We start from the raw sequence: 24,759 nt of genomic DNA, 5'->3' as shown, positions 1-24,759 counted from the left end.
GCTTCGTAACTCCATGGCCGTCTTCGCAGACTGGATCCGGGCGCACAGCGCTCGGGGATGGAGTGCACGTGGCCGAGCTAACCAACCCGACGTCGAAGCTGAACGGATCGCGAACGGGAGGCTCTGGCACTTCGCAGCTCGAGCGCACGTACGTTCTCGACACCTCGGTTCTCCTCTCGGATCCGAAATCGATGTTCCGCTTCGCCGAGCATCATGTTGTGCTCCCGGTGATCGTGATCACCGAGCTCGAATCGAAACGGAACGATCCGGAGATCGGGTATTTCGCGAGGCAGGCGTTGCGCAACCTCGATGAGCTGCGCGTGAAGCACGAACGGCTCGACTTCCCGATCGCCGTCGGCGAGGGCGGATCGCTGCGGGTCGAGCTCAACCACTCGAACATGTCTGTGCTGCCGTCCGGGCTCCAGCTCGGTGACAACGATTCGCGTATTCTCGCCGTCGCGTTGAACCTGGCCAACGACGGGCTCGCGGTGACGGTCGTCTCGAAGGATCTACCGCTGCGTGTGAAGGCGGCATCCATCGGATTGGCCGCCGAGGAGTACCGGGCAGAACTCGCCGTGGACTCGGGCTGGACGGGCCAGCAGGACATCGACCTGTCATCTGGCCAGATGGCTCAGCTGTATGAGAACGAGACACTGCATTCGCGTGCGATCGAGGATCTTCCGGTGAACACCGGTCTGATCATCCATTCGGATCGCGGTTCCGCACTGGGTCGGGTCTCGGGCAGGGGTGAGATGAACCTCGTGCGGGGCGACCGCGACATCTTCGGGCTGCATGGTCGTTCGGCCGAGCAGCGGCTCGCCATCGACATGCTGCTCGACCCCAACATCGGGATCGTTTCGCTCGGCGGTCGCGCCGGCACGGGAAAGTCGGCACTCGCCCTCTGCGCCGGACTCGAGGCCGTGCTGGAGAAGCAGCAGCACCGCAAGATCATGGTCTTCAGGCCGCTCTACGCGGTAGGTGGCCAGGAGCTCGGCTTCCTCCCGGGCGATGCCTCGGAGAAGATGAACCCCTGGGCCCAGGCGGTGTTCGACACCCTGGGTTCGGTCGTGTCGCAGAATGTGCTCGACGAGGTGCTGGATCGCGGCATCCTCGAGGTGCTGCCGTTGACCCATATTCGCGGCCGGTCGCTGCATGATGCATTCGTGATCGTGGATGAAGCCCAATCCCTCGAGCGCAACGTGCTGCTCACGGTGCTCAGTCGCATCGGTCAGAACTCCCGGGTCGTGCTCACCCACGACGTCGCACAGCGCGACAACCTGCGGGTCGGCCGCCACGACGGGGTCGCCTCGGTGATCGAAACGCTCAAAGGCCACTCGCTCTTCGGGCACATCACCCTCACCCGATCCGAGCGATCAGCGATCGCTGCCCTCGTCACCGACCTGCTCGAGTCGAACGAACTGGCCTGAGTCGAGCCTTACTCCGGGCGCCGCGGGGGTCGCATTATCCCTTTCACAGAAGACCGCATAGGGTCTATCTGTGAGCTGGGTAATTGAGGCCCTTGCGGTGACTTTGGGGATCGTGTTCCTGTGGGGACTTTTCGCACCGCGGTCCCAGTGGCGAACCCTTTCCGCCTGGCTGGTGTCGAACCCCGGCGCTCATGAGCCCGGTGGCGCAGCCTACGGGTGGCGCCGTTTACTGTCGGGCGTGGGCGTAATCGGCCTGCTGATCGTCGCGGGTTCTGCGTACTCGGCCGACCTGGCTCGCCAACCGCGGCCAGGCCTGCCCGAGACGGCAGTGGAGCAGATGTGGGGCTCGCCGACCCCGAGTCTCGTCGATCGGGCCATCACCCCGCTCACCGCTGTTCCCGCTGAGTTCGTCGAAGAACCTCTCCTGGGTTTTCAGGGCTTCGATGACGGTCATCCCGAATACCTGCGCGCGCTTCCCGTCTTCACTGTCCTCGGGGATGCGAATATGCCCGGATACGTCGGTTCACCGGGCGATCGCAGTGTGAGCCCGATTGGCGCCTCGAGCCTCGTGGTCAACGTCAGGGGACCGCTGCTGTGCATCCCGAGGCAGGTCGTCGTGATCGAGAGCGAGACGGCGATCCAGATCGCGATCTACTACGGGCTCCGCGATCCGCTCACCGGTGCAGCACCCGACCATGTGGTCGGTTGTCCGCTGGAGGGTGTCGTGACCAGTTCGGTGCTGGTTCCGCTTGAACTGTCCGGGCCCATCGGGGAGCGCGTCGTGCAGAACCTCGCAGGCGAGGCGATTCCCGAGGTCGACATCGTCGAATAAGGCATCCGGGGCCTGTGTGGTTCGCGCAGGATGCCTGTGGAATTCGCGCAGGAAAGCATCGGCATTCGCGCTACCGTCCAGGGTGACCACGGCTTCGTCAGCACCCGCACGCCCTGCTCGGTGGCAGTTGCCGGCTGCGGTCGCGCTCGCTATCGTGGCCGTGCTCATGGCGGGTGCAGGTCCGCCCTCCCTGCCGCTGCTGTATCTCGCGGCAGTCACACCCGCGCTGTGCGATTCAGGCCTGCGTCACCACCGGCTGCCGAACCGCCTCGTGCTGCCCGCATACGGGGTACTGGTGGTCGCGCTGGGCATTCAGGCCGTGCAGCTAGTGCAGTTTCCGCTCGTGGCCGTGCTCTCGGGTATGACGTATCTCGCATTCATGCTGGTTCTGAGCGTCGCAGGCGGCATGGGCATGGGAGACGTGAAGCTCGCTGGAGCACTCGGGCTGTCTGCGGGGATGTTCGGTCTCGACGCGGCGATCGCGTCGCCGCTGCTGGCGTTCTTCGCCGGGGGAGCGGCTTCCGTGGTCATCCTCGTCGCCGCGCGCCGTCGACGCGGCGTACGCATTCCCTTCGGCCCTTTCATGCTCGCGGGCTTCTGGGTCGCAGCGTTGCTCCCGCGCTAGCCGGGGTGGGTCATCGACATGACGTCGAGGGCCACATCCAACTGCTCGAGCGTCACCTCACCACGCTCGACGAAACCGAGGTCGATCACCGCCTCACGCACCGTCAGGCCTTCGGCGACGGAATGCTTGGCGATCTTCGCCGCAGCCTCGTATCCGATGATCTTGTTGAGCGGAGTGACGATGGACGGTGATGATTCGGCCAGCGCGCGGGCACGGGCGAGATTCGCTTCGAGGCCGTCGATCGTCTTGTCGGCGAGGGCAACAGAGGAGTTCGCCAGCAGGCGGATCGACTCCAGTAGCGCCGTTCCCATGACCGGGATGGCGACGTTCAGTTCGAATGCTCCGGATGCCCCGGCCCAGGCGATCGTCGCGTCGTTGCCGATGACACGGGCGCAGACCATCAGCACGGCCTCGGGGATCACCGGATTGACCTTGCCCGGCATGATGGATGATCCGGGCTGCAGGTCGGGGATGCTCAGCTCGCCGAGACCGGTGTTCGGCCCCGACCCCATCCAGCGCAGGTCGTTGCAGATCTTGGTGAGCGAGACAGCCAGCACGCGCAGCGCACCGGATGCCTCGACGAGCCCGTCGCGAGCGCCCTGCGCTTCGAAATGATCGAGCGCTTCGGTGATGGGCAGCCCGGAATCGCCGGCAAGGACGGCGATCACACGCTGCGGGAACCCGAGCGGGGTGTTGATTCCGGTGCCGGTGGCGGTGCCGCCGAGGGGTACTTCGGCGACGCGCACGATCGTGGCGTTGACGCGCTCGATACCGAGGCGGATCTGGCGCGCGTATCCCGAGAATTCCTGTCCGAGGGTGACTGGTGTCGCATCCATGAGATGGGTGCGGCCCGCCTTGACGGCGTCTTTCCAGAGTTCGGCCTTGACGTCGAGCGAAGCAGCGAGATGTTCGAGGGCCGGAATAAGGTCGTGGAGCAGTGCACCGGTCACGGCGAGGTGAACCGAGGTCGGGAATACGTCGTTCGACGACTGGGACATGTTGACGTGGTCGTTGGGGTGCACGTTCGACCCGAGCGATGTCGTCGCGAGATTCGCGAGCACCTCGTTCATGTTCATGTTCGAGGAGGTGCCGCTGCCGGTTTGGTAGGTGTCGACGGGGAACTGGTCGTGGTGTGAGCCCGCGATGAGGGTGTCGGCGGCCGACACGATCGCCTCCGAGATGCCGGCGTCGAGGATGCCCAACTCTGTATTGGCGATGGCCGCTGCCCGCTTGATCCTGGCCAGCGCGACAATCTGTGCTGGCTCGAGGCCCGAACCCGAGATCGGGAAGTTCTCGACGGCGCGCTGGGTTTGCGGGCCGTAGAGTGCATCGATCGGCACGAGCACGTCACCCATGGTGTCGTGCTCGATCCTGAACTGTCCGTCTGGGGTTGTGGGGCTGCTCACGGCGCTGTGTCGTCCTTCTCTGTGGGCCTCCTTGTTTCGGTGGCCGATCGTGCCTGGTAGGTGGTGCGAGAGTGCCTGGTAGGTGGCGCCAGGATGAAGGTCAGACCATGCCGACGATGATGTCCGGAACCGCCATGCCTTCGAGCAGGCGATAGTTCGCGCCCACGAGTGCAAGGGTACCCGCGGCGACGGCGTCGCTGATGAGTTCTGAACTCTCCAGCAGCTCGGCGATCGTGTCACGCAGGTGCTCGCGGCCGACATCCTGCGAGTCGACGGTGTCGAGGTCGAGAGTGCCCGTGATTCCGCCGACCCTGCGCACGGCCGGGATGATCTTCGAAATGAGGGTGCTGATGTGTGGTGGCAGCTGGGGCGCGTCTGCCCCCTGTGATTCGATCGCAGCCAGCACGGCGCCGCAGCTGTCATGCCCGAGCACGACGATCAGCGGCACGTCAAGCACACTCACCGCATATTCGAGTGAGCCTACGACCGAGTCTGAGATGATCTGTCCGGCGTTTCTGACGACGAACAGGTCGCCGATGCCCTTGTCGAAGATGATCTCGGCGGCAAGGCGCGAGTCGCTGCAGCCGAAGAGCGCCGCGTGGGGCGCCTGCTGCCCGACGAGGGCTTCTCGCCTCTCGACGTCCTGGCGTGGATGAAGCGGCTCTCCTCGAACGAAACGCTCGTTGCCGCGCACCATCTCTTGCCAGACTTTCGCCGGGGTGCGGCGCAGTTCACGCGCGGCTGAGTCGGTCACTGCTCCGTCAACTCAACTGCGAGTGCCGTGGCGAGAGCCTCGAATTCGGATTGTTCCGCAGTTCCATGGAGCACGATGGTGCTACCTCCCGATGTCGTGGCCAGGGAGTATGCGAAGTTGCCCGGCGAGCTGGATTCGCGATGATCGTACTCGGTCCAGGTAACGCCAGCGATGTCGATCGAGCCGGTTTCCTCGAAGTTGTTCAGAACCGCGGCCTTCCACGTGGGGTTCGCGTCGATCCCCTGGTTGAGCGCGATGAACTGCGTCTTGGGGGTGACGAATCCGATGTACCAGGTGGGAACCTGCTCCCGTGACTCGAATCGGGCCACATTGGCCGTCCAGCTGCCGGGAAGCACCGGTGCCAATAGTGGCTCCTCGGTGTTGACCTGCGCCTGGCTGGCGACCGTCACATAGTCGATCGACTCAGCCGGTGCCGGTGCCGGTCGCACGACGACGATAACCAGGAACGCGACGATGGCGAGCGACGCTATCGTGGCACCGACAAGGTTCAGGGCCGTCTGGTTCGCTCGATGCTTGCGGGAATTCTCGGCCTTGCGCTGTGCGGTCTCGTCCGGGGTTTCCGGCCTGCCGAGTTCGGCGACGATTGCGGGTTCTTTTCGAGCCATGATGCGCAGCCCTATTCGGCGGTCGGGGTCGAGCCGCGGGCGGCATCCAATCGGGCTCTCGCACCGATGAGCCACTCTTCGCAACGGGTGGCGAGTGCCTCGCCGCGTTCCCACAGGGCCAGCGATTGCTCGAGGCTGGATGATCCCTGCTCGAGTTCGTTGACAACGCGTATCAGCTCGTCACGTGCCGCCTCATAGCTGAGCGCGCTCACGTCGTTCTTCGGTTCGGCAGCCACAATTTCAGTCTATCCGTGACCGGAGTCACCGGCGCCGTCGCCCGGCTGCTGTGCGCGGGATGGGGCAGGGGCGGGTGATTCAGCAACAGTGGCGGCGAGCTTGCCGACCGCGACCGTGAGCACGAGCCGTGTGCCTGCCGGTGCATCGGCAGCGTTCCGAACTGCGGCTCCATCAGGGAGCTGCGCGATGGCATAACCCCTTTCGAGCGTGCGCTGTGGAGAAAGGGCCCGCAACTGGCCCGTGAGTTCGGCGACGCCGGTGTGCGCCCGCTCGAGTCGTCGTTCGATGAGTTCATGGCTCCTCGCAACGTGCCTTGTGAGCTCTTCCGACCTCGAGTCGATCATCGAGACCGGGTTGGCCAGCACCGGTCGCGACCTGAGCGCTTCGAGCCTGTCGACCTCCGTCGAGATGCGCTGGGTGACGCGAAGTCTCATCCCGCTGCGCGCCTGCTGCACCCGCGAGAGTTCGTCGCTGACATCGGGCACTACGCGCTTGGCCGCATCGGTGGGGGTGGATGCCCGTAGGTCGGCTACATCGTCGAGCATCGGCCGATCTGCCTCATGCCCTATCGCGCTCACCAGCGGAGTCGACAACGATGCCGCCGCACGCAGCAACGACTCGTCGCTGAACACGAGCAGGTTCTGGAAGTCCCCGCCGCCTCGCGCCACGATGATGACGTCGACATCAGGATCGGCGTCGAGAGTGCGCATCGCCGAGATCACCTCGCCGACGGCCCTGTCACCCTGTACCGCCGCATGGACGACCCTGAACCTGACCGCTGGCCACCGCAGTTGCGCGTTGCGGAGCACGTCTTTCTCGGCATCGCTGTCTTTTCCGGTAACAAGTCCGATGCAGCCCGGCAGGAACGGAAGCGGGCGACGACGATCGAACAGCCCTTCGGCGCTGAGTTTCTGGCGCAGTCGTTCCAGTCGTTCCAGAAGATCGCCGAGCCCGACATGCTTCATCTCGAACACCTGCATCGAGAGTGTTCCGCCCTTGACCCAGTAGTTCGGCTTGACGAGTGCGACAACCCTGTCGCCCTGCTTCAGGTCGGCTGGCAGCCTGGACTTGACCGTCGACCAGATGGTGAACGAGATGGTGGCGTCTTCGTCGACGTCTTTGAGTTTGCCGTAGACGTTTCCGCCTGACGCACCCCACTGGGCGATCTCGCCCTCGACCCAGGCGGTGCCGAGCCGCTCGATCCATCCGCGGATCTTGCCGGCGAATACGGCGACTCCCCACGGGGCATCGGCCGTGGGCGGAGGGAGCTCGATCGACATGGAGCCAAGGGTAGCTGGCGGCGCTGACGCCCGAGCGCTCCCAGCCGGTCACCCGTAGAATCGACTGTGTGACTTCCATCTCGAACGGCAGTGTCTCGGATCTCGAGATCCCGCGCATTCCCGCGCTGCGCAATCGGCTGGAGAATCGCCCGGTCGCCGGAGGCAAGCGGGTGCTACTGGCCGCACCTCGGGGATACTGCGCCGGCGTCGACCGTGCGGTGATCGCCGTCGAGAAGGCCCTCGAGAATTTCGGCGCTCCCGTGTACGTCCGCAAGCAGATCGTTCACAACATCCACGTCGTGTCGACCCTTGAGCAAAAAGGAGCCATCTTCGTCGATGACGTCGGCGAGGTGCCGGTCGGCGCACGCGTCGTCTTCAGCGCCCACGGTGTGTCACCCGCCGTGGTCAGGGGCGCTGCCGATCGGCAGCTGCAGACCATCGATGCGACCTGCCCGCTTGTGACGAAGGTGCACAGGGAAGCGATGCGGTTCGCGAGGGACGACTTCGAGATCCTGCTCATCGGCCACGCTGGCCACGAAGAGGTCGAGGGCACGATGGGGCATGCCCCGGAGCGCACCACCCTCGTCAACAGCCCGGCCGACGTTGCCAATATCGTCGTGAAGAATCCCGACAACCTGGTCTGGCTGTCGCAGACGACACTCAGTGTCGACGAGACGATGGAGACGGTCCGACTGCTGCGCGAGAGGTTCCCGACCCTGCAGAATCCTCCGAGTGACGACATCTGCTACGCCACCCAAAACCGCCAGGTGGCGATCAAGAAGGTGGCACAGGATGCGGACCTCGTGATCGTCGTCGGGAGCGCGAACAGCTCGAACACGGTCAGGCTGGTGGATGTCGCGCTCGAGTACGGTGCCGCCGCCGCCTACCGCGTCGACTACGCCAGCGAGATCAGGCAGGAGTGGCTCGACGGCGTCAACACCGTGGGGGTGACGAGTGGGGCATCCGTGCCCGAAGTGCTCGTGCAGCAGGTGCTCGACGACCTCGCGGACGCAGGTTACGGCGATGTCAGCCAGGTCGTGACGGCAGAGGAAGACCTGATGTTCTCCCTGCCGAAGGAGCTGCGCAAGGATGCCGCGGGCAATCCGGATGAGCGCGCGCTCGGTGGCCGCATCCGGCAGCTCGACTGGCAGAAGACCGCGATCGCATCGGACAACGTGATCGCATCGGATAGCGTGATCATCGATGACTGACGATCGACCCAGGCCCAAATACGGCGAGTACGCTCCGGCCGGGAGTGCCCCGATCGCCACCACACCAGACAGCACTGCCGACACCACTGGAGACACCGCCGCGCTGAGCACTGGTGACACCGCTGCGCTCACCCCTCCGATGGAGGCGGCCCCGGAAGCGGCGGCCAAACCAACCGGAAAACGTCGCACCTGGGATGTCGCCCTCACGACGGCGCTGATCCTCGTCGGCGTGCTCGACGTGGTGGGCTCGTTCGCGCGCTTCGGTGACCTTGCCGCCTCCCTGCGGGAGATCTACGAACAGCAGGGCATCGGGGCGTTCACCAGTGACCAGCTCGCCGACGACATGGGGCTCGCGATCAACGTAACGAGAGTGGTGCTTCTGATAGCTGGCATCGGGTTCGGCCTATGGCGTCTCGGTCGTCGCAGGATCGCCTTCTGGGTTCCGCTCTCGGCCGGAGCGCTCGCCTTCATCGTGGTCGGCGTCTGTCTGCTGGTTGTCGTCATCACCGATCCGGCGCTCGCGGATTACGCCATGCAGCAGTCGACCAAGCCCTGAGCCGAACCTGACGCTCGACACACGAAGACCGCCGCGCCTGCCATCCCGCGACGACCCTCGCTGATTGCTAACCGTTGGCTGCTGGCTGCTGGCCGCGGTAGTCGAACGATCGCACCCGAGCCATGCGGCCCGGGTGCGTGCGTTGCTAGTTGCCCGAGTGCCCGGCTGATCCGAGCTGCTTCGTGGCCTCGATCACGCGCAGGGCCATAGCCGATTCGGCGGTCTTGCCCCAGGCGCGGGGGTCGTAGACCTTCTTGTTGCCGACCTCGCCGTCGACCTTCAGGAATCCGTCATAGTTCTTCAGCACGGTGTCTGCGATCGATCGGCTGAATGCGTATTGGGTGTCGGTATCGATGTTCATCTTGATGACACCGTTGGCGACAGCCGTCGCGATCTCCTCGTCGGTCGAACCCGAGCCACCGTGAAACACCAGGTCGAGGGGCGTGGCGGCGGTGCCGTACTTCGCGGCGATGCCGGCCTGGATCTCGCCCAGCAGCTCCGGACGCAGCTGCACGTTGCCCGGCTTGTACACGCCGTGCACGTTACCGAAGGTGAGCGCGGCAATGTAGCGGCCCTGCTCGCCCATGCCAAGCGCTTCGACCGTGGCGATGACATCATCCAGTGTCGTGTAAAGGCTGTCGTTGATGTCGTGGCTCACGCCGTCTTCTTCGCCGCCGACCACGCCGATCTCGACCTCGAGGATGGCGTTGATCGCCTTCATGCGCGGCAGCAGTGTTGTGGCAATCCGGAGGTTCTCTTCGAGAGGAACAGCCGATCCGTCCCACATGTGTGACTGGAAGATCGGATTGCGACCAGCCCTGACCTCTGCTTCGGATGCTGCGATGAGCGGCATCACGAAGCCATCGAGTGCATCTTTCGGGCAGTGATCGGTGTGCAGGGCGACCGTCACCGGGTAGTTCTTGGCGACCTCTGTGACGAACGCGGCGAAGGCGAGGGCGCCCGAGGCGCGTGCCTTGACCGTCTGGCCGGCAAAGTAGTCAGCGCCACCCGTGGTGACCTGGATGATGCCGTCGGAGCCGGCCTCGCTCAGACCCTGCAACACGGCGTTGATCGTGGATGATGATGAGACGTTGATCGCCGGGTATGCGAACCCGTGCGCCTTCGCCTTGTCGAGCATGTCGGCGTACTGGTCTGGGGTTGCGACAGGCATTGTGGTCTCTTCTCGTACGACACCGATCACCGCTCTGGTCCGGTTCGGGACGATTCTATCTATCCCCTTCGCGCGGGAGCGAATGTACGGACCGCGTCGCCTTGGGTAGGCTGGGGCCGAGCCGACCACCACCGGCGTGTCCCAGTCGATATATCTGCACTAAGGATGCTCAGGTGAATTCAGAAACCGGCACGCTCTTTCTCCACCCCGACCGTAACCTCGCTCTCGAGCTGGTTCGCGCCACCGAGGCCGCCGCCATCCGTGCGGTGCCATTCATCGGCAAGGGGGACAAGCTCGGCGCGGATGGTGCCGCGGTGGATGCGATGCGCAAGTTCCTCGGCACCGTCGATTTCGACGGCCTGGTCGTGATCGGTGAGGGCGAGAAAGACAACGCCCCCATGCTGTTCAACGGCGAGTTCGTGGGAACCGGTCGTGGGCCGGCCTGTGACATCGCTGTCGACCCGATCGACGGAACCTCCCTCACCGCGGCTGGCCGCCAGAACGCGATATCGATGATCGCCGTCTCAGACCGCGGAACGATGCTCGACGCGTCGACGGTGTTCTACATGCAGAAGATCGTCACGGGAGCCGAGGGGATCGGTGTCGTCGACATCCGCCAGCCCGTCGGCGAGAACATCAGGGCGCTGGCAAAGGCCAAGGGCAAACTGGTCGAGGAGATCGTGGTGGCCGTGCTCGACCGTCCCCGGCACGAGCAGCTCATCGCCGACATTCGTGCGACGGGTGCCGGCACCAGGCTCATGCTCGACGGTGACGTCGCCGGCGGTATCAACGCCGCCCTCTATGGCACGCGTATCGACATGTGCGTCGGCATCGGGGGTAGCCCCGAGGGCGTCGCAACTGCGTGCGCTATCAAGGCGATCGGTGGCCTCATCCAGACGATCCTGTACCCGAAGACCGATCTCGAGAAGCAGAAGGGGCTGGATGCCGGGCTCAGGTTCGACGAGGTCTACGACGCAGACACCCTCGTGCGAAGCGACAACACGTTCTTCGTCGCGACGGGTGTGACAGACGGTGGGCTCGTGAATGGTGTGAAGCGCCTCGGTCCGATCATCCGGACAGAGAGCATCGTGCTTCGTTCACACTCGGGCACCATTCGCCGTGTGACGGCCGACCACCTCGCTGAGAAGTGGCTCGGCTGAGCCACCCAGCTACGCTGTGTCGGCCCGCTCGAATTCTGCGGCGGTCAGTTGCCGTGCCGACTGTTCGATGGTCGCCGCCGCACCGATGACCTTGGATTCGTCGAGCGCGTTGAGCTTGCGCGCAGTGACGAGCACTCGGGACTCGAGGGAGTTCGCGAACTGGTTGTAGCTCGTGACCGTCGAGTCGATAGAGCGGCGGAGCTTGTCTGCGTGCTCTGAGAGGGTCGCGAGTCGCTGGTACAACTCCTTACTGAGGTCGAACAGGGTCTTTGCCTGGTCGGTCAGCACGTCCTGTTGCCAGGAGAACGCGATCGTCTTCAGCACGGACCACAGTGTGACGGGCGAGGCCAGTGCTACCCGCTTGCTGAAGGCATAGTCCATGATGCCGGGGTCGGCGTCGAGGGCGGAGGAGACGAGCGATTCGCTCGGGATGAACGCGATCACGAGTTCGGGGGAGGCGTCGAGCCCAGCCCAGTACGCCTTGCTCGCGAGGGCGTCGATGTGGGCCCGGAGCGCCTTCACGTGCTGCTTGAGAAGAACATCCCGCCTGGCGCCCTCTTCGCCGGTTGCGGTGACCGGGATCTGGCTGGCTTCCAGATAGGCGGTGAACGGCACCTTCGCGTCGACGGCGATGTTCTTGCCTCCGGGCAGATGCACAACCATGTCGGGGCGACCGGCGCCTGAGTCGCTCGACACGCTGTGCTGCAGGTCGAAATCGACGCGTTCGATGAGCCCGGCGGCCTGCACGACGTTGCGCAGCTGGGTCTCACCCCAGACCCCTCGGGTCGAGTTGCTGCGCAGGGCCGACGCGAGCGATTCCGTGGTCATCCTGATCTGCTCGCCAGCGGCCTGGGTGTGTTTGAGCTGCTCGGCGAGTTCACCGTGCTGCTGGCTGCGCTGGGTCTCGAGTTCGGTCACCTTCTGCTGCATGATGCGCAGCGACTCCTGCACGGGGGTGAGGGCCTGCAGCACGCGGGACTCGCGCTGGTCACGGTCGACCTGGGCCTGGGCATCCGCCCTGTGGCGTTCGACGACCTCGCGATACTGCACCCGTAGGGCCTCGACCTGTTCGCCGAGCGCATCTGCCCGGGCCTGCATGGCGGCGTGATCGGCGATGAGTCTCGATTGGACTGCGCGCTCGTCGGCCTGTAGCTGGGTCAGGGCGGCGCTGTGCTGCGCTTCGATCACCGCGGGGTCGGGCACAGAGGGGTCGGGCTGGCCCTGTCGACCGCGCGCGACCAGCACGCCGATCGCTATTCCGATCGCGAGGCCGATGGCTATCCCGATGGCGATGCCGACGATGAGTGCGAGGAGGGGATCCATTCCCGCAGTGTGCCAGTTCCCACAGACAATCCAGGCACCGTGGGCACGACAGTCTCGCGAATCGCCCCTGCGCCGCCGAGACTATGGTGAAGGCATGAGCGCGCATGGGCCGGATCCGCTGGATGTCAGCACCGACGATCTGCGCTACCTGCTGGCGGTGGCGCGCTCAGGCCGCCTGGTTTCTGCGGCCACCCTGTTGGGCGTGGATCACACCACCGTGCGCCGCAGGCTGGACCGACTGGAGGCGGCGCTCGGCGTCAGACTGCTCGACCGTGGAGCCGACGGCTGGGAGCTGACCGCGATCGGCCGGGATGTAGCCGCCAGGGCCGCGCCGCTCGAGCACGTCGTCGAACAGGTGCTGGGGGCGGCATCCGGCGGCAGTGATGGCGTGCGTGGCACCGTGCGCATCGTTGCACCCGAGGGCTTCGCGACCACCTTCGTCACGCCCTGCCTGGCCCGCGTGCAGGCGCAGCACCCCGGAATCGCCATCGAACTCGTGACATCCACGAGTCCTCTGAGCCTGCGCGGCTCGGGTTATGACATCGCCGTGACCATCGGTTCCGCCGCGAGCTCCCGGCTGACCGCCGAACCTCTCGCGCCGTACGCACTGCGGCTGTACGCGACACCCTCTTACCTGGCGGCGCACCCACCGATCGAGTCGCTGGCTGACCTGGAACGGCATCCGCTCATCTTTTATGTGGATGCCCTGCTCACGGTGCGCGACCTGGACCTTGCACCCGTACTCAGCGGCATGCGCGTCGGCTTCGGTTCGACGAATGTGTTCGCCCAGCTGGAAGCGACCCGGCAGGGAGCAGGCATCGGCCTGTTACACGCGTTCATGGGGGAGCCTGATGATCGCCTTGTCGGCGTGCTGCCACTCGAAGTCGATTTCCGGCTGCAGTTCTCACTGTCGGTGCGCAGGGACAGTCTTTCTGTCGACGCTGTTCGGGTGGTTCGGGATGCGCTGAGGCATGAGGTGCATTCGCGCGCACAGGAACTTCTTCCTCCTGTGCAGTAACGCACATCCGGTGTGCACTAATAGTGCTTGAATGCAGATGACCGACCGTCCACACTGGGCTCATGGATATTCTCGATCACTGGGTGAGCGGCGCCCCTTTCGCCGGCGTCTCGACCCGAACCGCGCCCGTGTACAACCCCGCAGAAGGCACGGTCTCCCGCGAAGTGCGACTCGCGACAGTCGCTGACGTCGACACGGCGGTGCAATCCGCGAAGGCAGCGTTCCCGGCCTGGGCCGAGACCTCGCTGGCCAAGCGCCAGTCGATCATGTTCACATTCCGCGAGCTGCTGAATGCCCGCAAAGGCGAGGTCGCCGCAATCCTCACCAACGAGCACGGCAAGGTCACCTCGGACGCGCTCGGCGAGGTCGCCCGCGGTCTCGAAGTCGTCGAGTGGGCGACATCCATCCCTCACCTGATGAAGGGCGAGCACAGCGAGAACGTCTCCACGGGAGTCGACGTGTACTCGGTGCGCCAGCCGCTCGGCGTCGTCGGAATCATCAGCCCGTTCAACTTTCCGGCGATGGTGCCGCTGTGGTTCTTCCCCGTGGCCATCGCCGCGGGCAACGCCGTCATCCTGAAGCCGTCGGAGAAAGACCCGTCTGCCGCGATCTGGATGGCGAAACTGCTGCAGGAGGCGGGCCTGCCCGATGGTGTGCTCAACGTCGTGCACGGTGACAAAGAGTCGGTGGATGCCCTGCTCGAGCACCCGGACGTATCGGCCATCTCGTTCGTCGGTTCGACCCCCATCGCGAAGTACATCTACGAGACCGCCGCGAAGAACGGCAAGCGTGTGCAGGCCCTCGGTGGAGCGAAGAACCACATGCTCGTGCTGCCGGATGCCGACCTCGACCTCGTCGCAGATTCCGCCGTCAATGCGGGCTTCGGTTCGGCCGGTGAGCGCTGCATGGCGATCTCGGTCGTCGTCGCGGTCGAGCCCGTCGCCGATGAGCTCATCGAGAAGATCACCTCCAGGCTCGCCGGACTCACGGTCGGTGATGGCACGCGAGGCTGCGATATGGGCCCGCTCATCACGAAGGAGCACCGCGACAAGGTCGCCTCGTACATCGACATCGCTATCGCGGATGGCGCGACCGTTGTCGTCGACGGCCGCGGCGTCTCGGTGAATGGCGGCGATGGCGGATTCTGGCTCGGCCCGACGCTCATCGACGGCGTCTCCACCGACTCCGATGTCTACAAGCACGAGATCTTCGGCCCGGTGCTGTCGATCGTGCGCGTCGCCTCCTACGAAGAGGGCGTGGCGATCATCAACGCGAGCCAGTACGGCAACGGCACCGCCATCTTCACCAACGACGGAGGGGCCGCTCGCCGGTTCCAGCGCGAGGTGCAGGTCGGCATGGTCGGCATCAACGTGCCGATCCCGGTACCTGTGGGCTACTACTCCTTCGGCGGCTGGAAGGATTCGCTCTTCGGCGACACCAAGGCGTACGGCTCCCAGGCCGTGCACTTCTACACCCGAGAGAAGGCGATCACCAGCCGCTGGCTCGACCCTTCCCACGGCGGAATCAACCTGGGATTCCCGCAGAACTGAGGCGCGGCCATTTTGGTCGACGCCGCGGGGGTTTGGTAATGCCGCACAGGTTGGAACGTGCGCGGCGTCGCCAAACCCCCGCGGCGTTAGTCGGTGTCAACGCGCGACAGCTGCAGCGCCCAGCCGCTTGATCGGCGAACCGGCCGACTCGCTCAGCTCGGCGATGGTGGATGCATCGTGCCGCCGTGCAGCGTGCACGATGATCGCGGCGCAGGCCAGCGCATCCGCCAGAGCATTGTGATGCTCGAAATCTTCGAAGCCCGCGGCCATCGCCACGGCGGGCAGCCGGTATGAGTCGAGGTGATAGGTCTTTCGGGCTACCTGCAGGCTGCATAGGTAGTCGAGGGTGGGGGTGGGCTGGAACGACGCGGCGCAGGCTGCCGCGATCACTCCCATGTCGAAGCCGGCATTGTGCGCGACCAGGTGGTCGCCGGCGGCGAACTCGAGCAGGCCGGGCAGCTGTTCGCTCCAGAGCGGGGCGTCTGCGACATCCACTGCCATGATGCCGTGGATGCGCACATTCCATTCGAGAAAATCGTCATGGCCCAGCGGCGGCCGGATCAGCCAGTACGCCGTGTCGACCACGCGACCGTCGCGAACCTTCGCCATGCCGACCGAGCAGGCGCTCGCCGCCGACCCGTTTGCAGTCTCGAAGTCGATCGCAGTGAAGTCCAGGGGCACGACTCGATAGTGGCACGCGCCTCGGACACGTGAGTGGTGCCCACGCCGCTTTTTCCTGCGAGGGAGGGGTAGTTCCGGCACGCGGGGGATCCCTCCCAGCGCCCACCACGTACCGTAGAGGCATGAGCGATCCACAGAATCTCATCGATATGCCACCGCCGACGCAGGCGCAGCCCACCGTCGAAAACGTCACCTACGATCACGCCCTCAGCCGCATCCGCGGGGCCTGGCGCGGGATTGTGGCGATCCTTCTTCTCGTGATCGGCTTCCTGCTGCTGTCGATCGTCATCGGTGGTCTCGGCATCGGAATCGAGATCGCCCGTGGCGCTATCACCCTCCATCAGATCAATTCGGGACTCGTGCCGTTCACGCCGGGCGTGCTGCTCTCGACCAACGTCGCCCTCGCGCTGACCATCCCGCTCGCGATGGGGCTGCAGAGACTCTTTTTCGGGGCCCGCGTGGGCACGCTCGCTTCGGTCGCCGGTCGTTTCCGCTGGAAGTGGATGGGGCGTCTCGCGCTCATCATCGTCCCCGTCTGGATCCTCTATATCGGTGCCAGCGTCCTGATCGGGCCGGTCGAGTTCGTGGCCATCGACGGAACCGTGCTCATCATGATCGCCATCGTGATCCTCACCACGCCGTTGCAGGCGGCAGGCGAGGAGTTCGGTGCTCGCGGGCTGATCCAGCGGTCTGCAGGATCGTGGTTTCAAAATCCCGCCACCGCGTTCGTCGTGTCTACGCTCATCGCGTCGTCCCTGTTCGCGCTCGCTCACCTGGCCGGCGACCCCTGGCTGATCGCGTACTACTTCATTTTCGGAGTCTCGATGTCGCTCGCCGCTCGCGGCACCGGCGGGCTCGAGGCGCCCATCCTGATCCACGCTACCAACAACGTGCTCCTCTTCCTGCCCGCGGTGCTGCTCGGCCAGCTCGACCAGGGCATCGACCGCAGCGCGGGCACCGGCGGGCCCTTCATTCTCATCCCGATGGCCCTGTGCCTCGCGGCGGCAGGCATCAGCACCCTGTGGGCTCGCCGCAACCGGGTGCAGACCACCGCCCCCGCGATCGAGCAGCGGATGCGCGCACCGCTGGCGCATCCCCAGCCCAACTCGCCACAGGCCTAGCGCCGCAGGCGGCAGCCCGCACCGAGGCAGCCCGCACCGAGGCAGCCCGCACCGAAGCAGCACACACCGAGGTGACGCAAGCGGCGGTCATCGAACCGGTGTGACCGCACATTGCGTCACCTCGGTGATACTGCGCAGGATGACCGACTCAGCGGTTTGCGGCATCGATGCGGCAGCAGCAGCCGGCAGCGCGCAGCCCGCGTGCCCGCGTCCGACGGCGTGATGATCATCGTGATGATGGACCGATCGCTGTCTGCATCGCCCCTGCTGCCCGGAATCTGCGCTGGTTCGCCGGATCCGACTCGAGGGAGTAATGATCGGAAGCAGGGGAGGAGGAAAGCGCCGCGAGAGAATCGTGGACAACCTCGCCGATGGCCCGGGAGTTGGCATTGACGATGGCTCGGCGCAGAAGGGCTCACCGCACGCCCGGAATGAGCCGCGAGCAACAGGGCCACAAGCAGCAGCCTCATGCGAAAGGCTGAACTCTGCCGACACTCCGCAGGCACCTCCGTGGCTCTCATATCGGTGGCGGACCGCATGTTGGGCAGTGTGGGTGTCATCCCGCAGCCCGGTACCATTGACCCTCGTGGCTCTCACTATTGCAATCGTCGGTCTTCCCAACGTCGGCAAGTCGACGCTCTTCAACGCGCTCACCAAGAACCAGGTGCTGGCGGCGAACTACCCGTTCGCCACCATCGAGCCGAACGTCGGCGTGGTGAACCTGCCCGATAAGCGACTCAACGTCCTCGCCGAGATCTTCTCCAGCGAGCGGATCCTGCCCGCCCCGGTCTCGTTCGTCGACATCGCCGGCATCGTCAAGGGCGCATCCGTCGGGGAGGGGCTCGGCAACAAGTTCCTGGCGAACATCCGCGAGGCTGACGCTATTGCGCAGGTCATCCGCGGCTTCGCCGACCCCGACGTCATCCACGTCGATGGCAAGGTCGACGCCGCCTCCGATATGGAGACGATCAACACCGAGCTGATTCTCGCCGACCTGCAGACCCTCGAGAAGGCTGTCACCCGGTACGAGAAAGAGGTGAAGACCAAGCGCGTCGAGCCGATCGTTCTCGAGACCGCCCTGGCCTCACAAAAGGCGCTGAACGAGGGCAATCCGCTGTCGTCATCCGGAATCGACACCGAGCCGATCCGCGAGCTCGGCCTGCTGACCACGAAGCCGTTCATCTACGTCTTCAACATCGACGAGGCCGTGCTGCAGGATGCCTCGGCTCTTGCCACACTGGCAGCCCTCGTCGCTCCGGCCAAGGCCATCTTCCTCGACGCGAAGCTCGAGTCGGAGCTCATCGACCTCGAACCGGAGGACGCGGCTGAACTTCTCGCCTCGACCGGCCAGGAGGAGAGCGGGCTCGACCAGCTCGCGCGCATCGGCTTCGACACCCTCGGGCTGCAGACGTATCTGACGGCGGGGCCGAAAGAGTCGCGCGCCTGGACGATCGGCAAGGGCTGGAAGGCTCCGCAGGCCGCGGGCGTCATCCACACCGACTTCGAAAAGGGCTTCATCAAGGCCGAGGTCATCGGTTTTGCCGACCTCGTCGAGACCGGTTCGATCGCCGAAGCCCGCGCCAAGGGCAAGGCCCGCATCGAGGGCAAGGACTACGTCATGCAGGATGGCGACGTGGTGGAGTTCCGCTTCAACAACTAGCGCGCCTCAGTGCGTTGCACCCGGCGGGCTCGCAACGGTGCCAAGATCGCGTATGACAACGACTCCGGTGCCTCGCACCAACACCCTCGCACTCGTCGGGTTCATCGCCTCATTCATGCTCCCCGTAGTCGGCATTGTGCTGGGCGTGCTGGCGCGCAAACAAATGGAGGTAAGCGGAGAGTCCGGTCGAGGGCTCGCCCGTGCTGCGGTGGTCATCGGTATTCTGGGCACGCTGTTCCAACTGGCCTTCCTCATCGTCTGGCTCTCTCTTTTTGCGACTGCGGTGACGCGTAGCGGTGTGTCGGGCTAGAAGGTCGATCCTGCGCGAGCACGGTTGAGTAGCTGCTACCTGGCTGACTTCCGCTCCGGAAAATAGATCTTGGGAGATGCATGGATGGGAAGCTTTCACGGGCCGTAACACTCGTGCAGCAGATTGCACTCAACTCTGAGCGCCCGGTGCGGATTGTCGCCATCGATGGCCTCGGCGGGGCAGGCAAATCCACATTCGCAGCGCTTCTCGCACCGACTCTCGCTGCTCAGCTAATTCACACCGACGATTTCGCCAGTGCGGATGAGCCTCTCGAGTGGTGGCCCCGCCTGCGCGACGAGGTGCTCAAACCTCTTCGCAGGGGGGAAATGGCGAGGTTTCAGCGCTATGACTGGAGACACCGCATTCTTTGCGAGTGGAAAGAGGTCCGCCCGACTGGAACCATCATCCTCGAAGGCGTCTCGTCATCTCGCAAGGAGTTTCGTTCGTACCTCGACGTCAGCATATGGATCGAAACCCGGCGGGAGGTTCGCCTGAAACGTGGGCTCGATCGAGACGGAGAAGACGCTCTGGCTCAATGGCGTGAGTGGATGGCTCAGGAAGACTCTTGGGTGGCCGCTCAGCGGCCGCGGCAGGGAGCCGACCTCGTGCTGTCGGGTGAAGAATGAAGGTCCGCTGCGAGGCTGGGTTGCGTCCTGGTTCTTGCCATCGCAAGGGCATTCGGTCGCGAAAGGCGCACGATTTCTCAGCGTTGTTGCGGCCGTCGCCGCCATGGTGGCGTTCTTCGCATTGTGGGCCGTCATCCGTGGGCTGATCAACTTCAGGGGCGAGTGGGGCAAGGCTCTGCGAGTCGAGTAATTTCCGCCAGAACCCTGAAGCCGACTGAGGCTTCCGGCCGTGCAGGCGGCGAGGGTTTCCCGACCCGCGGCACCTACGAGCGTGCCTCAGCCGACGGCGAAACAGTCCAGACTGGAGAGACCACACCATCATCGATCGAAGGGACGGCTATGTCGGTCATCGCAATTATTGGAGCTGGACCCGGACTCGGAGCGGCAGTTGCACGCAGGTTCGGGCGTGAAGGATTTTCGGTTGCCCTGATCTCGCGGGACCAGTCGAAGCTCGACACCATGGCCGCTGAGCTTTTGGCCGACGGCGTGACCGCCGTTGGTTTCGCCGCGGACGTGCGGGTGCCGGCGGAACTTGAGGATGCGCTTGCGCGCGCCGTGGCACACTTAGGGCCCGTCACCGCGTTGCAGTACAGCCCGCTCCCGTCGCGCGATTACCTGAAGCCGGTGCTCGACATGACTCCGGAGCTGGCGTTGGAAGCACTGCAGTTCTCGGCTCTCGGACTCATCCACGCTGTGCGCGTGGTGCTGCCGGCGATGCGCGAGGCGGGCCATGGCAGCGTCATCCTGATCAATGGCGGCAGCTCGGTTAAGGCACGCGCCGGTTACGCAGGCACATCGATCGCGTTCCCGGCCGCGAGCGCCTACGGAGAGATGCTTCACGACGCACTCGAGGGTGAGGGAATCCGCGTGAGTCAACTCGTGATCCCGGGGAGCATCCCGCAGCTTCAGCTTCCCAACAGTATCGACGACGTCGCCGATCGCATCTGGCAGCTCCATGCCGTTGCTGGCCCGTTCCGCACCATGCTCATCCCGCTCGAGGATGGTCGGGAGTAGCGGCCGCACGGCACGATTGAACGGCGATGTAGTGGAGTCCCGCTGCACCAACCAGTGGGGGAGCCTCGCATGACCCGTGTTGCCGCTGTCGATTGCGGAACGAACTCGATCCGGCTGCTGATCGCCGATGCTGACGGGCGTGGCGGTCTGCGTGACGTCGTGCGAACGCTCCGCCTGGTGCGATTGGGCGAGGGTGTCGACCGCACTGGTCGCTTCGGTGCGGAGGCGCTGGAGCGAACCCTTTCGGCGGTTCGTGACTACGCCGAGCTGTGCCGCGAGCACCACGTTGAGCGCATCCGGTTTGTGGCGACCTCGGCGACCCGGGATGCCGCGAACCGGGCCGAGTTCACCGATGCCGTCGCCGCGATCCTGGGGGTGCCGGCCGAGGTCATCCCCGGCGTAGAGGAGGCGGCGCTGTCGTTTCGCGGCGCACTCACGGCTCTCGAAAACGTGCCGGGGATGCAGCATCTCGTTGTCGACCTCGGCGGCGGATCCACTGAGCTGGTGCTGGGCGGCAGCATGCCCGACTCCGCCTACTCGATGGACATCGGATGCGTGCGCCTCGCCGAGCGGTACGTGCACAACGATCCGCCGTTGCCGTCCGAGCTCGCCAGCATCCGTCGCGATGTCGACGCAGCACTGGATATCGCCGTCGGCACCGTCGATGTGTCGCAGGCTGCCGAGGTGATCGGGGTCGCGGGCACGGTCACGACCATCACGGCGCTCGCCCTCGGCCTGGACTCCTATGACCCGATCGCCATCAGCGGCAGTCGATTGCCGCTGCACGCCGTCATGGACGCGTGCGACCTACTCAGTCGAATGCCGCGTGCGGAGCGTGCTGCACTGCCCTTCATGCACCCTGGCCGGGTCGACGTCATCGGTGCCGGTGCAGTGATCTGGTCGACGGTGCTCCAGCGGGTGGCGGATGCCACCGCCGCGGCCGGGCGCCCGCTCGAGTTCGTCACCACGAGTGAACACGACATCCTCGATGGGGTCGCCTTGTCGCTTGGTGCGTAATTCGCGCTGCACCCCTGGGCCCGCGCCAGCTAGACCAGCACAGGCCTCCGGTCGAGGTGGATGCCCGCAATCATGCACCGTACGGAGCCCCCCGCGAGCTCGATCGTGGGGATGTCGACAGTCACGATCCGGCAACTGCGTTCGATCACTTTCCGCTGCGACACCCTGAGCGTTGCGGCGGCGCGAGCCGACATCACCAGGATCCTGCCCTGTGGCGACCGCAGTTCGATCGCGTTTCCCGCGAAGTCGGCTACCTGGTCTGCGCTGAGGTCGATGAGCTGGCGACCGGGTTCGGTCAGCCGGTCGGCGACCTCCTGGCGGCGCCGGGGATTTTCGATGAGCGATAGCCCGACGAGCACGAACTCCGTGGCAATGCACATCATCACGTTGGTGTGATAGATCGGGGTACCGCGTGGGTCGCTGGCCACGAACATCATCGGTTCGTAGCCGAAGGTGGCGCAGAATCGCTCGAGTGCGAGCGAATCGGCGCGATGGGACGAGGCCGTGTATGCGACCCGGTTCGTGTGATCGAGCACCATCGCGCCGGTTCCCTCGAGGAAGATGCCGTCGTGTTCCAGCCCCGAGAAGTCGATGATGTCCTGCACCCTGAACCGCTCCTTCAGCAGCTCGATGATGTCGGCTCGGCGCTCGGTGCGGCGGTTCGGCGAATACATCGGATACACCGCGATGCGACCTCCGGGGTGCGTGGAGAACCAGTTGTTCGGAAACACGCTGTCAGGCCGCACGCTCTCCGTGTCTTCGAAGAGGTGCACCTGCACGCCGGCCTGCTCCAGCGCCTCGGCCAGCAGGGTGCTCTCGGTGTACGCATCGCGGGCGATCGCCGCAGCATCCCGTGTCGGATCGACCGACTGGAAAGCATTGTCGAGCGCGGTCGCCGGGTTCGGCCCGAAATGGTGGGGTCGGATCAGGACGACTGCCGACGGGCTCTGGACGCTCACGTGCGGTCAGGCGGGGACGGCGGCAGCTGCCGCGACCAGCGAATACAGGTTCTTCGGGTCGGCGGGCTCGGCGATCAGGTCGACCTCGGTGAAGAAGTCGGTGCCATTGACGGCGTCGCGCGCGTACCGGAGTGCGGAGAAGTCTTCGATCGCGAATCCGACGGAGTCGAAGACCGTCACCTGCTGGGTGGTGGTGCGCCCGGTGGCCTCGCCGACCAGCACGCGCCAGAGTTCGGTCACCGGGAAGTCTGCCTCGACCTGCTGGATCTCGCCCTCGATGCGGGTCTGCTCGGGGAATTCGACGAAGACGTCCGATCGACGCAGGATGTCCGCATCCAGTTCCGTCTTGCCCGGGCAGTCGCCGCCGATCGCGTTGAGGTGCATCCCGGGCTCGATCATCTCGTCGGTGACGATGGTCGCGTTGGCCTTGTCCGCCGTGCAGGTGGTGACGATGTCGGCTCCGCGGACGGCGTCGGCGGCATCCGTCGCCCTGATGATCTCGAAGCCGAGCGGGGTGACGTTCTCGATGAACTTGTCGAGCGCCGCCGGGTCGGTGTCCCACACGCGCAGGGTCGTGATGCCGAGGCCGGCGCGGAAGCCGAGGGCCTGGAATTCGGCCTGCGTGCCGGTGCCGATCATCGCCATGACGGTCGATTCCGGGCGGGCGAGAAGCTGTGCGGCAAAGACCGATGTCGCGGCGGTGCGGAGCGCTGTGAGCAGGGTCATCTCGGCCCAAAAGGTCGGGTAACCGGTGCTCACGTCGGCGAGCACGCCGAAGGCCGTCACCGTCTGGTGGCCGCGCGAGGGGTTGGAGGGGTGCCCGTTGACGTACTTGAACGCGTAGGTCTCGCCATCGCTGGTGGGCATGAGCTCGATGACGCCGAGCGGGGAGTGGCTCGCGACCCGAGCGGACTTGTCGAAGATGGGCCAGCGCGCGAAGTCTTCTTCGAGGTAGCCCACCATGCCGGTGATGATCGACTCGATGCCGGTGGCGGCGATCCAGCGGCTCATGTTTCCTACGTCGACGAAGCGCACCATGATTTCTCCCTAATCTCGTACGACAATCTCGTATTGCCAGCCTACGAATGAGCAGTATGCAGCAACAATGATCAGAGAGTGATCTTCTGGAGTAGTCCATGCGCGAACTGCCAATAGTCAACATACAATATGCACATGGATGACCTGGATCGACGTCTCATCGGCCTACTCAGAACCAACGCCCGCGAGCCGGTGGCGGTGCTCGCGAGGGAGCTGGGGGTCACCAGGACCACGGTCACCAGCCGGCTGGACCGGCTGCTGGACACGGGCACGATCCTCGGATTCTCGGCCAGGGTGCGCGTCGAGAACGACCCGGACACGATACGCGCGGTGTCCCTCATCGAGGTGGAGGGTCGAACGACCGATGACGTGATCCGCCAGCTCCGCGGATTCCCGGAGGTGCACACGCTGCACACGACCAACGGCGCGTGGGATCTCGTGGCAGAGCTTCGCACCGACACACTGGGGCATTTCGATGGAGTGCTGGCGCGCATCCGGTCGCTGGATGGTGTCGTCAACAGCGAGACGAGCCTGCTGCTCAGCTCGGTGATGATCTAGGCGCATCCCATCGTGCGGACGTACACTGCCGCATGACCGAGATCCAGCCGTACGTCGTCGAGAGCGAGCATGACGGGTTCGAGGTGCGGAGCTATCCGGAGCACCTGCTCGTCGAGGTCGATGTGGGCGGTGACTTCTTCGAGGCCGGAAATCGGGGGTTCAGGCCGCTCATCAGCTACATCAGTGGCGATAACGCGGGCAACACGAAGGTGGCGATGACGGCCCCGGTAATCCAGGCGCCCGTCGGGGAGCGGTACACCGTGAGCTTCGTGCTTCCTGACGACATGGATGCCGCGTCGGTCCCAATCCCGACCGGAGCGGGTGTTCGCACCAGGGTGGCGCCTGCCGGTCGTGTCGCGGCTCGCCGGTTCAGCGGTGGTGCGGATGAGGCCCGCTTCGCGGACAACGCCCTGAGGCTCGCGGCGGCGGTGGCGGCATCCGGTTTCAGCCCCGTCGGGGTGCCCTACTTCGCGCGATACGACGCTCCGTGGAAGCCTGGATTCCTGCGACGCAACGAGGCTCTCCTGCGACTCGCCGACTGACTGCGAGGCCGTGCGGGGAATGCAGGCTCGGCAGGGTAGGGCGATTCGGCGCGCACG

Annotated in this window: 27 protein-coding genes; 17 read left to right on the top strand and 10 right to left on the bottom strand. The window is 65.2% G+C overall.

Annotated elements, in window-relative coordinates:
* Positions 1 to 98 precede the first annotated feature (98 nt).
* The 3 genes from phoH2 to IEW81_RS03625 all read left to right on the top strand — a co-directional run bounded on the left by phoH2 (position 99) and on the right by IEW81_RS03625 (position 2,884).
* Positions 99 to 1,427 carry an RNA 5'-3' helicase PhoH2 gene (phoH2, locus tag IEW81_RS03635; RefSeq protein WP_229671276.1) on the top strand — a complete coding sequence of 443 codons (1,329 nt, stop codon included), beginning with the start codon at positions 99 to 101 and terminating at the stop codon, positions 1,425 to 1,427.
* A gap of 70 nt (positions 1,428 to 1,497) precedes the next feature.
* A complete protein-coding gene (locus IEW81_RS03630) occupies positions 1,498 to 2,259 on the top strand; it encodes a DUF6199 family natural product biosynthesis protein (RefSeq protein WP_097060460.1) in 762 nt (253 codons plus the stop codon).
* 82 nt (positions 2,260 to 2,341) lie between these two features.
* The gene (locus IEW81_RS03625; protein WP_097060461.1) at positions 2,342 to 2,884 is read left to right on the top strand and encodes a prepilin peptidase; all 543 of its coding nucleotides are present in this window, start codon (positions 2,342 to 2,344) and stop codon (positions 2,882 to 2,884) included.
* On the opposite strand, the gene IEW81_RS03620 is transcribed toward IEW81_RS03625, so the two are convergent.
* The 5 genes from IEW81_RS03620 to xseA all read right to left on the bottom strand — a co-directional run bounded on the left by IEW81_RS03620 (position 2,881) and on the right by xseA (position 7,187).
* Complete coding sequence (locus tag IEW81_RS03620) at positions 2,881 to 4,290, bottom strand: class II fumarate hydratase (protein WP_268236624.1); 1,410 nt, start codon at positions 4,288 to 4,290, stop codon at positions 2,881 to 2,883. The two genes, IEW81_RS03625 and IEW81_RS03620, sit on opposite strands and share 4 nt — an antisense overlap.
* Before the next feature lie 100 nt (positions 4,291 to 4,390).
* Positions 4,391 to 5,044: a carbonic anhydrase gene (locus IEW81_RS03615; protein ID WP_373285367.1), complete on the bottom strand. Its 654-nt coding sequence runs from the start codon at positions 5,042 to 5,044 to the stop codon at positions 4,391 to 4,393.
* Entirely contained in the window at positions 5,041 to 5,670 is a 630-nt protein-coding gene (locus IEW81_RS03610) for a DUF4245 domain-containing protein (RefSeq protein WP_097060462.1), read from the bottom strand. Before IEW81_RS03610 ends, IEW81_RS03615 begins: the two co-directional genes overlap by 4 nt.
* An 11-nt stretch (positions 5,671 to 5,681) precedes the next feature.
* A complete protein-coding gene (locus IEW81_RS03605; protein ID WP_097060463.1) occupies positions 5,682 to 5,906 on the bottom strand; it encodes an exodeoxyribonuclease VII small subunit in 225 nt (74 codons plus the stop codon).
* 9 nt (positions 5,907 to 5,915) lie between these two features.
* A complete protein-coding gene (gene xseA / locus IEW81_RS03600) occupies positions 5,916 to 7,187 on the bottom strand; it encodes an exodeoxyribonuclease VII large subunit (RefSeq protein ID WP_097060464.1) in 1,272 nt (423 codons plus the stop codon).
* Between the two features lie 107 nt (positions 7,188 to 7,294).
* Here xseA and IEW81_RS03595 point away from each other — a divergent pair, with 107 nt between their 5' ends.
* The gene (locus tag IEW81_RS03595; RefSeq protein ID WP_097060913.1) at positions 7,295 to 8,398 is read left to right on the top strand and encodes a 4-hydroxy-3-methylbut-2-enyl diphosphate reductase; all 1,104 of its coding nucleotides are present in this window, start codon (positions 7,295 to 7,297) and stop codon (positions 8,396 to 8,398) included.
* Positions 8,391 to 8,954: a DUF6264 family protein gene (locus IEW81_RS03590; RefSeq protein WP_097060465.1), complete on the top strand. Its 564-nt coding sequence runs from the start codon at positions 8,391 to 8,393 to the stop codon at positions 8,952 to 8,954. Before IEW81_RS03595 ends, IEW81_RS03590 begins: the two co-directional genes overlap by 8 nt.
* Positions 8,955 to 9,099: 145 nt before the next feature.
* Here IEW81_RS03590 and fbaA read toward each other — a convergent pair whose 3' ends face one another.
* Positions 9,100 to 10,125, bottom strand: coding sequence for a class II fructose-bisphosphate aldolase (gene fbaA / locus IEW81_RS03585; protein WP_097060914.1), 1,026 nt, complete (start codon positions 10,123 to 10,125; stop codon positions 9,100 to 9,102).
* A gap of 173 nt (positions 10,126 to 10,298) precedes the next feature.
* On the opposite strand from fbaA, the gene glpX reads away from it, so the two are divergent.
* Positions 10,299 to 11,285, top strand: a complete 987-nt coding sequence (glpX, locus tag IEW81_RS03580; RefSeq protein WP_097060466.1) for a class II fructose-bisphosphatase — start codon at positions 10,299 to 10,301, stop codon at positions 11,283 to 11,285.
* A gap of 9 nt (positions 11,286 to 11,294) precedes the next feature.
* On the opposite strand, the gene IEW81_RS03575 is transcribed toward glpX, so the two are convergent.
* Positions 11,295 to 12,608, bottom strand: coding sequence for a DNA recombination protein RmuC (locus IEW81_RS03575; RefSeq protein ID WP_097060467.1), 1,314 nt, complete (start codon positions 12,606 to 12,608; stop codon positions 11,295 to 11,297).
* Between the two features lie 94 nt (positions 12,609 to 12,702).
* Between IEW81_RS03575 and IEW81_RS03570 the strand changes: the two genes are divergently transcribed.
* Both IEW81_RS03570 and IEW81_RS03565 read left to right on the top strand, forming a co-directional pair.
* The gene (locus tag IEW81_RS03570) at positions 12,703 to 13,626 is read left to right on the top strand and encodes a LysR family transcriptional regulator (protein WP_097060468.1); all 924 of its coding nucleotides are present in this window, start codon (positions 12,703 to 12,705) and stop codon (positions 13,624 to 13,626) included.
* 62 nt (positions 13,627 to 13,688) lie between these two features.
* On the top strand, positions 13,689 to 15,176 hold the full coding sequence (locus tag IEW81_RS03565) for a CoA-acylating methylmalonate-semialdehyde dehydrogenase (protein ID WP_097060469.1): 1,488 nt from the start codon (positions 13,689 to 13,691) through the stop codon (positions 15,174 to 15,176).
* 96 nt (positions 15,177 to 15,272) lie between these two features.
* Here the strand turns inward: IEW81_RS03565 and IEW81_RS03560 are convergent, their stop codons facing one another.
* On the bottom strand, positions 15,273 to 15,857 hold the full coding sequence (locus IEW81_RS03560) for an exonuclease domain-containing protein (RefSeq protein WP_097060470.1): 585 nt from the start codon (positions 15,855 to 15,857) through the stop codon (positions 15,273 to 15,275).
* A gap of 122 nt (positions 15,858 to 15,979) precedes the next feature.
* On the opposite strand from IEW81_RS03560, the gene IEW81_RS03555 reads away from it, so the two are divergent.
* The 7 genes from IEW81_RS03555 to IEW81_RS03525 all read left to right on the top strand — a co-directional run bounded on the left by IEW81_RS03555 (position 15,980) and on the right by IEW81_RS03525 (position 21,605).
* Positions 15,980 to 16,978, top strand: a complete 999-nt coding sequence (locus IEW81_RS03555) for a CPBP family intramembrane glutamic endopeptidase (protein ID WP_097060471.1) — start codon at positions 15,980 to 15,982, stop codon at positions 16,976 to 16,978.
* Between the two features lie 586 nt (positions 16,979 to 17,564).
* Positions 17,565 to 18,638: a redox-regulated ATPase YchF gene (gene ychF / locus IEW81_RS03550; protein ID WP_097060472.1), complete on the top strand. Its 1,074-nt coding sequence runs from the start codon at positions 17,565 to 17,567 to the stop codon at positions 18,636 to 18,638.
* Positions 18,639 to 18,690: 52 nt separating this feature from the next.
* Entirely contained in the window at positions 18,691 to 18,948 is a 258-nt protein-coding gene (locus IEW81_RS03545; RefSeq protein WP_097060473.1) for a DUF4190 domain-containing protein, read from the top strand.
* 80 nt (positions 18,949 to 19,028) lie between these two features.
* Positions 19,029 to 19,574, top strand: a complete 546-nt coding sequence (locus IEW81_RS03540) for a uridine kinase family protein (RefSeq protein ID WP_143544655.1) — start codon at positions 19,029 to 19,031, stop codon at positions 19,572 to 19,574.
* A gap of 34 nt (positions 19,575 to 19,608) precedes the next feature.
* Complete coding sequence (locus IEW81_RS03535; RefSeq protein WP_179691823.1) at positions 19,609 to 19,764, top strand: hypothetical protein; 156 nt, start codon at positions 19,609 to 19,611, stop codon at positions 19,762 to 19,764.
* Positions 19,765 to 19,913: 149 nt separating this feature from the next.
* The gene (locus IEW81_RS03530; RefSeq protein ID WP_097060475.1) at positions 19,914 to 20,588 is read left to right on the top strand and encodes an SDR family NAD(P)-dependent oxidoreductase; all 675 of its coding nucleotides are present in this window, start codon (positions 19,914 to 19,916) and stop codon (positions 20,586 to 20,588) included.
* A gap of 69 nt (positions 20,589 to 20,657) precedes the next feature.
* Positions 20,658 to 21,605, top strand: a complete 948-nt coding sequence (locus IEW81_RS03525) for a Ppx/GppA phosphatase family protein (protein WP_097060476.1) — start codon at positions 20,658 to 20,660, stop codon at positions 21,603 to 21,605.
* Positions 21,606 to 21,634: 29 nt separating this feature from the next.
* On the opposite strand, the gene ctlX is transcribed toward IEW81_RS03525, so the two are convergent.
* Both ctlX and ocd read right to left on the bottom strand, forming a co-directional pair.
* Positions 21,635 to 22,564, bottom strand: a complete 930-nt coding sequence (gene ctlX, locus IEW81_RS03520; protein ID WP_097060477.1) for a citrulline utilization hydrolase CtlX — start codon at positions 22,562 to 22,564, stop codon at positions 21,635 to 21,637.
* Between the two features lie 6 nt (positions 22,565 to 22,570).
* A complete protein-coding gene (gene ocd, locus IEW81_RS03515; RefSeq protein WP_097060478.1) occupies positions 22,571 to 23,602 on the bottom strand; it encodes an ornithine cyclodeaminase in 1,032 nt (343 codons plus the stop codon).
* A 135-nt stretch (positions 23,603 to 23,737) separates the two neighbouring features.
* On the opposite strand from ocd, the gene IEW81_RS03510 reads away from it, so the two are divergent.
* The gene (locus tag IEW81_RS03510) at positions 23,738 to 24,160 is read left to right on the top strand and encodes an Lrp/AsnC family transcriptional regulator (RefSeq protein WP_229671220.1); all 423 of its coding nucleotides are present in this window, start codon (positions 23,738 to 23,740) and stop codon (positions 24,158 to 24,160) included.
* Positions 24,161 to 24,192: 32 nt separating this feature from the next.
* On the top strand, positions 24,193 to 24,702 hold the full coding sequence (locus IEW81_RS03505; RefSeq protein WP_097060480.1) for an SOUL family heme-binding protein: 510 nt from the start codon (positions 24,193 to 24,195) through the stop codon (positions 24,700 to 24,702).
* Positions 24,703 to 24,759 lie beyond the last annotated feature (57 nt).

The sequence above is a fragment of the Salinibacterium xinjiangense genome, from assembly GCF_014645015.1.
In the GTDB taxonomy this organism is placed as follows: domain Bacteria; phylum Actinomycetota; class Actinomycetes; order Actinomycetales; family Microbacteriaceae; genus Rhodoglobus; species Rhodoglobus xinjiangensis.
The sequence above is the reverse complement of the archived record's forward strand: the minus strand, read 5'-3'. Positions and strand labels throughout refer to the sequence as shown.

Excerpts from the sequence above, each read along its gene's own strand:
- IEW81_RS03610 (WP_097060462.1), bottom strand. The coding sequence starts at position 5,670 with ATGGCTCGAAAAGAACCCGCAATCGTCGCCGAACTCGGCAGGCCGGAA.
- xseA (WP_097060464.1), bottom strand. The coding sequence starts at position 7,187 with ATGTCGATCGAGCTCCCTCCGCCCACGGCCGATGCCCCGTGGGGAGTC.
- IEW81_RS03590 (WP_097060465.1), top strand. The coding sequence starts at position 8,391 with ATGACTGACGATCGACCCAGGCCCAAATACGGCGAGTACGCTCCGGCC.
- fbaA (WP_097060914.1), bottom strand. The coding sequence starts at position 10,125 with ATGCCTGTCGCAACCCCAGACCAGTACGCCGACATGCTCGACAAGGCG.
- IEW81_RS03575 (WP_097060467.1), bottom strand. The coding sequence starts at position 12,608 with ATGGATCCCCTCCTCGCACTCATCGTCGGCATCGCCATCGGGATAGCC.
- IEW81_RS03570 (WP_097060468.1), top strand. The coding sequence starts at position 12,703 with ATGAGCGCGCATGGGCCGGATCCGCTGGATGTCAGCACCGACGATCTG.
- IEW81_RS03565 (WP_097060469.1), top strand. The coding sequence starts at position 13,689 with ATGGATATTCTCGATCACTGGGTGAGCGGCGCCCCTTTCGCCGGCGTC.
- IEW81_RS03555 (WP_097060471.1), top strand. The coding sequence starts at position 15,980 with ATGAGCGATCCACAGAATCTCATCGATATGCCACCGCCGACGCAGGCG.
- IEW81_RS03545 (WP_097060473.1), top strand. The coding sequence starts at position 18,691 with ATGACAACGACTCCGGTGCCTCGCACCAACACCCTCGCACTCGTCGGG.
- IEW81_RS03540 (WP_143544655.1), top strand. The coding sequence starts at position 19,029 with ATGGATGGGAAGCTTTCACGGGCCGTAACACTCGTGCAGCAGATTGCA.
- IEW81_RS03530 (WP_097060475.1), top strand. The coding sequence starts at position 19,914 with ATGTCGGTCATCGCAATTATTGGAGCTGGACCCGGACTCGGAGCGGCA.
- IEW81_RS03525 (WP_097060476.1), top strand. The coding sequence starts at position 20,658 with ATGACCCGTGTTGCCGCTGTCGATTGCGGAACGAACTCGATCCGGCTG.
- ocd (WP_097060478.1), bottom strand. The coding sequence starts at position 23,602 with ATGGTGCGCTTCGTCGACGTAGGAAACATGAGCCGCTGGATCGCCGCC.
- IEW81_RS03510 (WP_229671220.1), top strand. The coding sequence starts at position 23,738 with ATGGATGACCTGGATCGACGTCTCATCGGCCTACTCAGAACCAACGCC.
- IEW81_RS03505 (WP_097060480.1), top strand. The coding sequence starts at position 24,193 with ATGACCGAGATCCAGCCGTACGTCGTCGAGAGCGAGCATGACGGGTTC.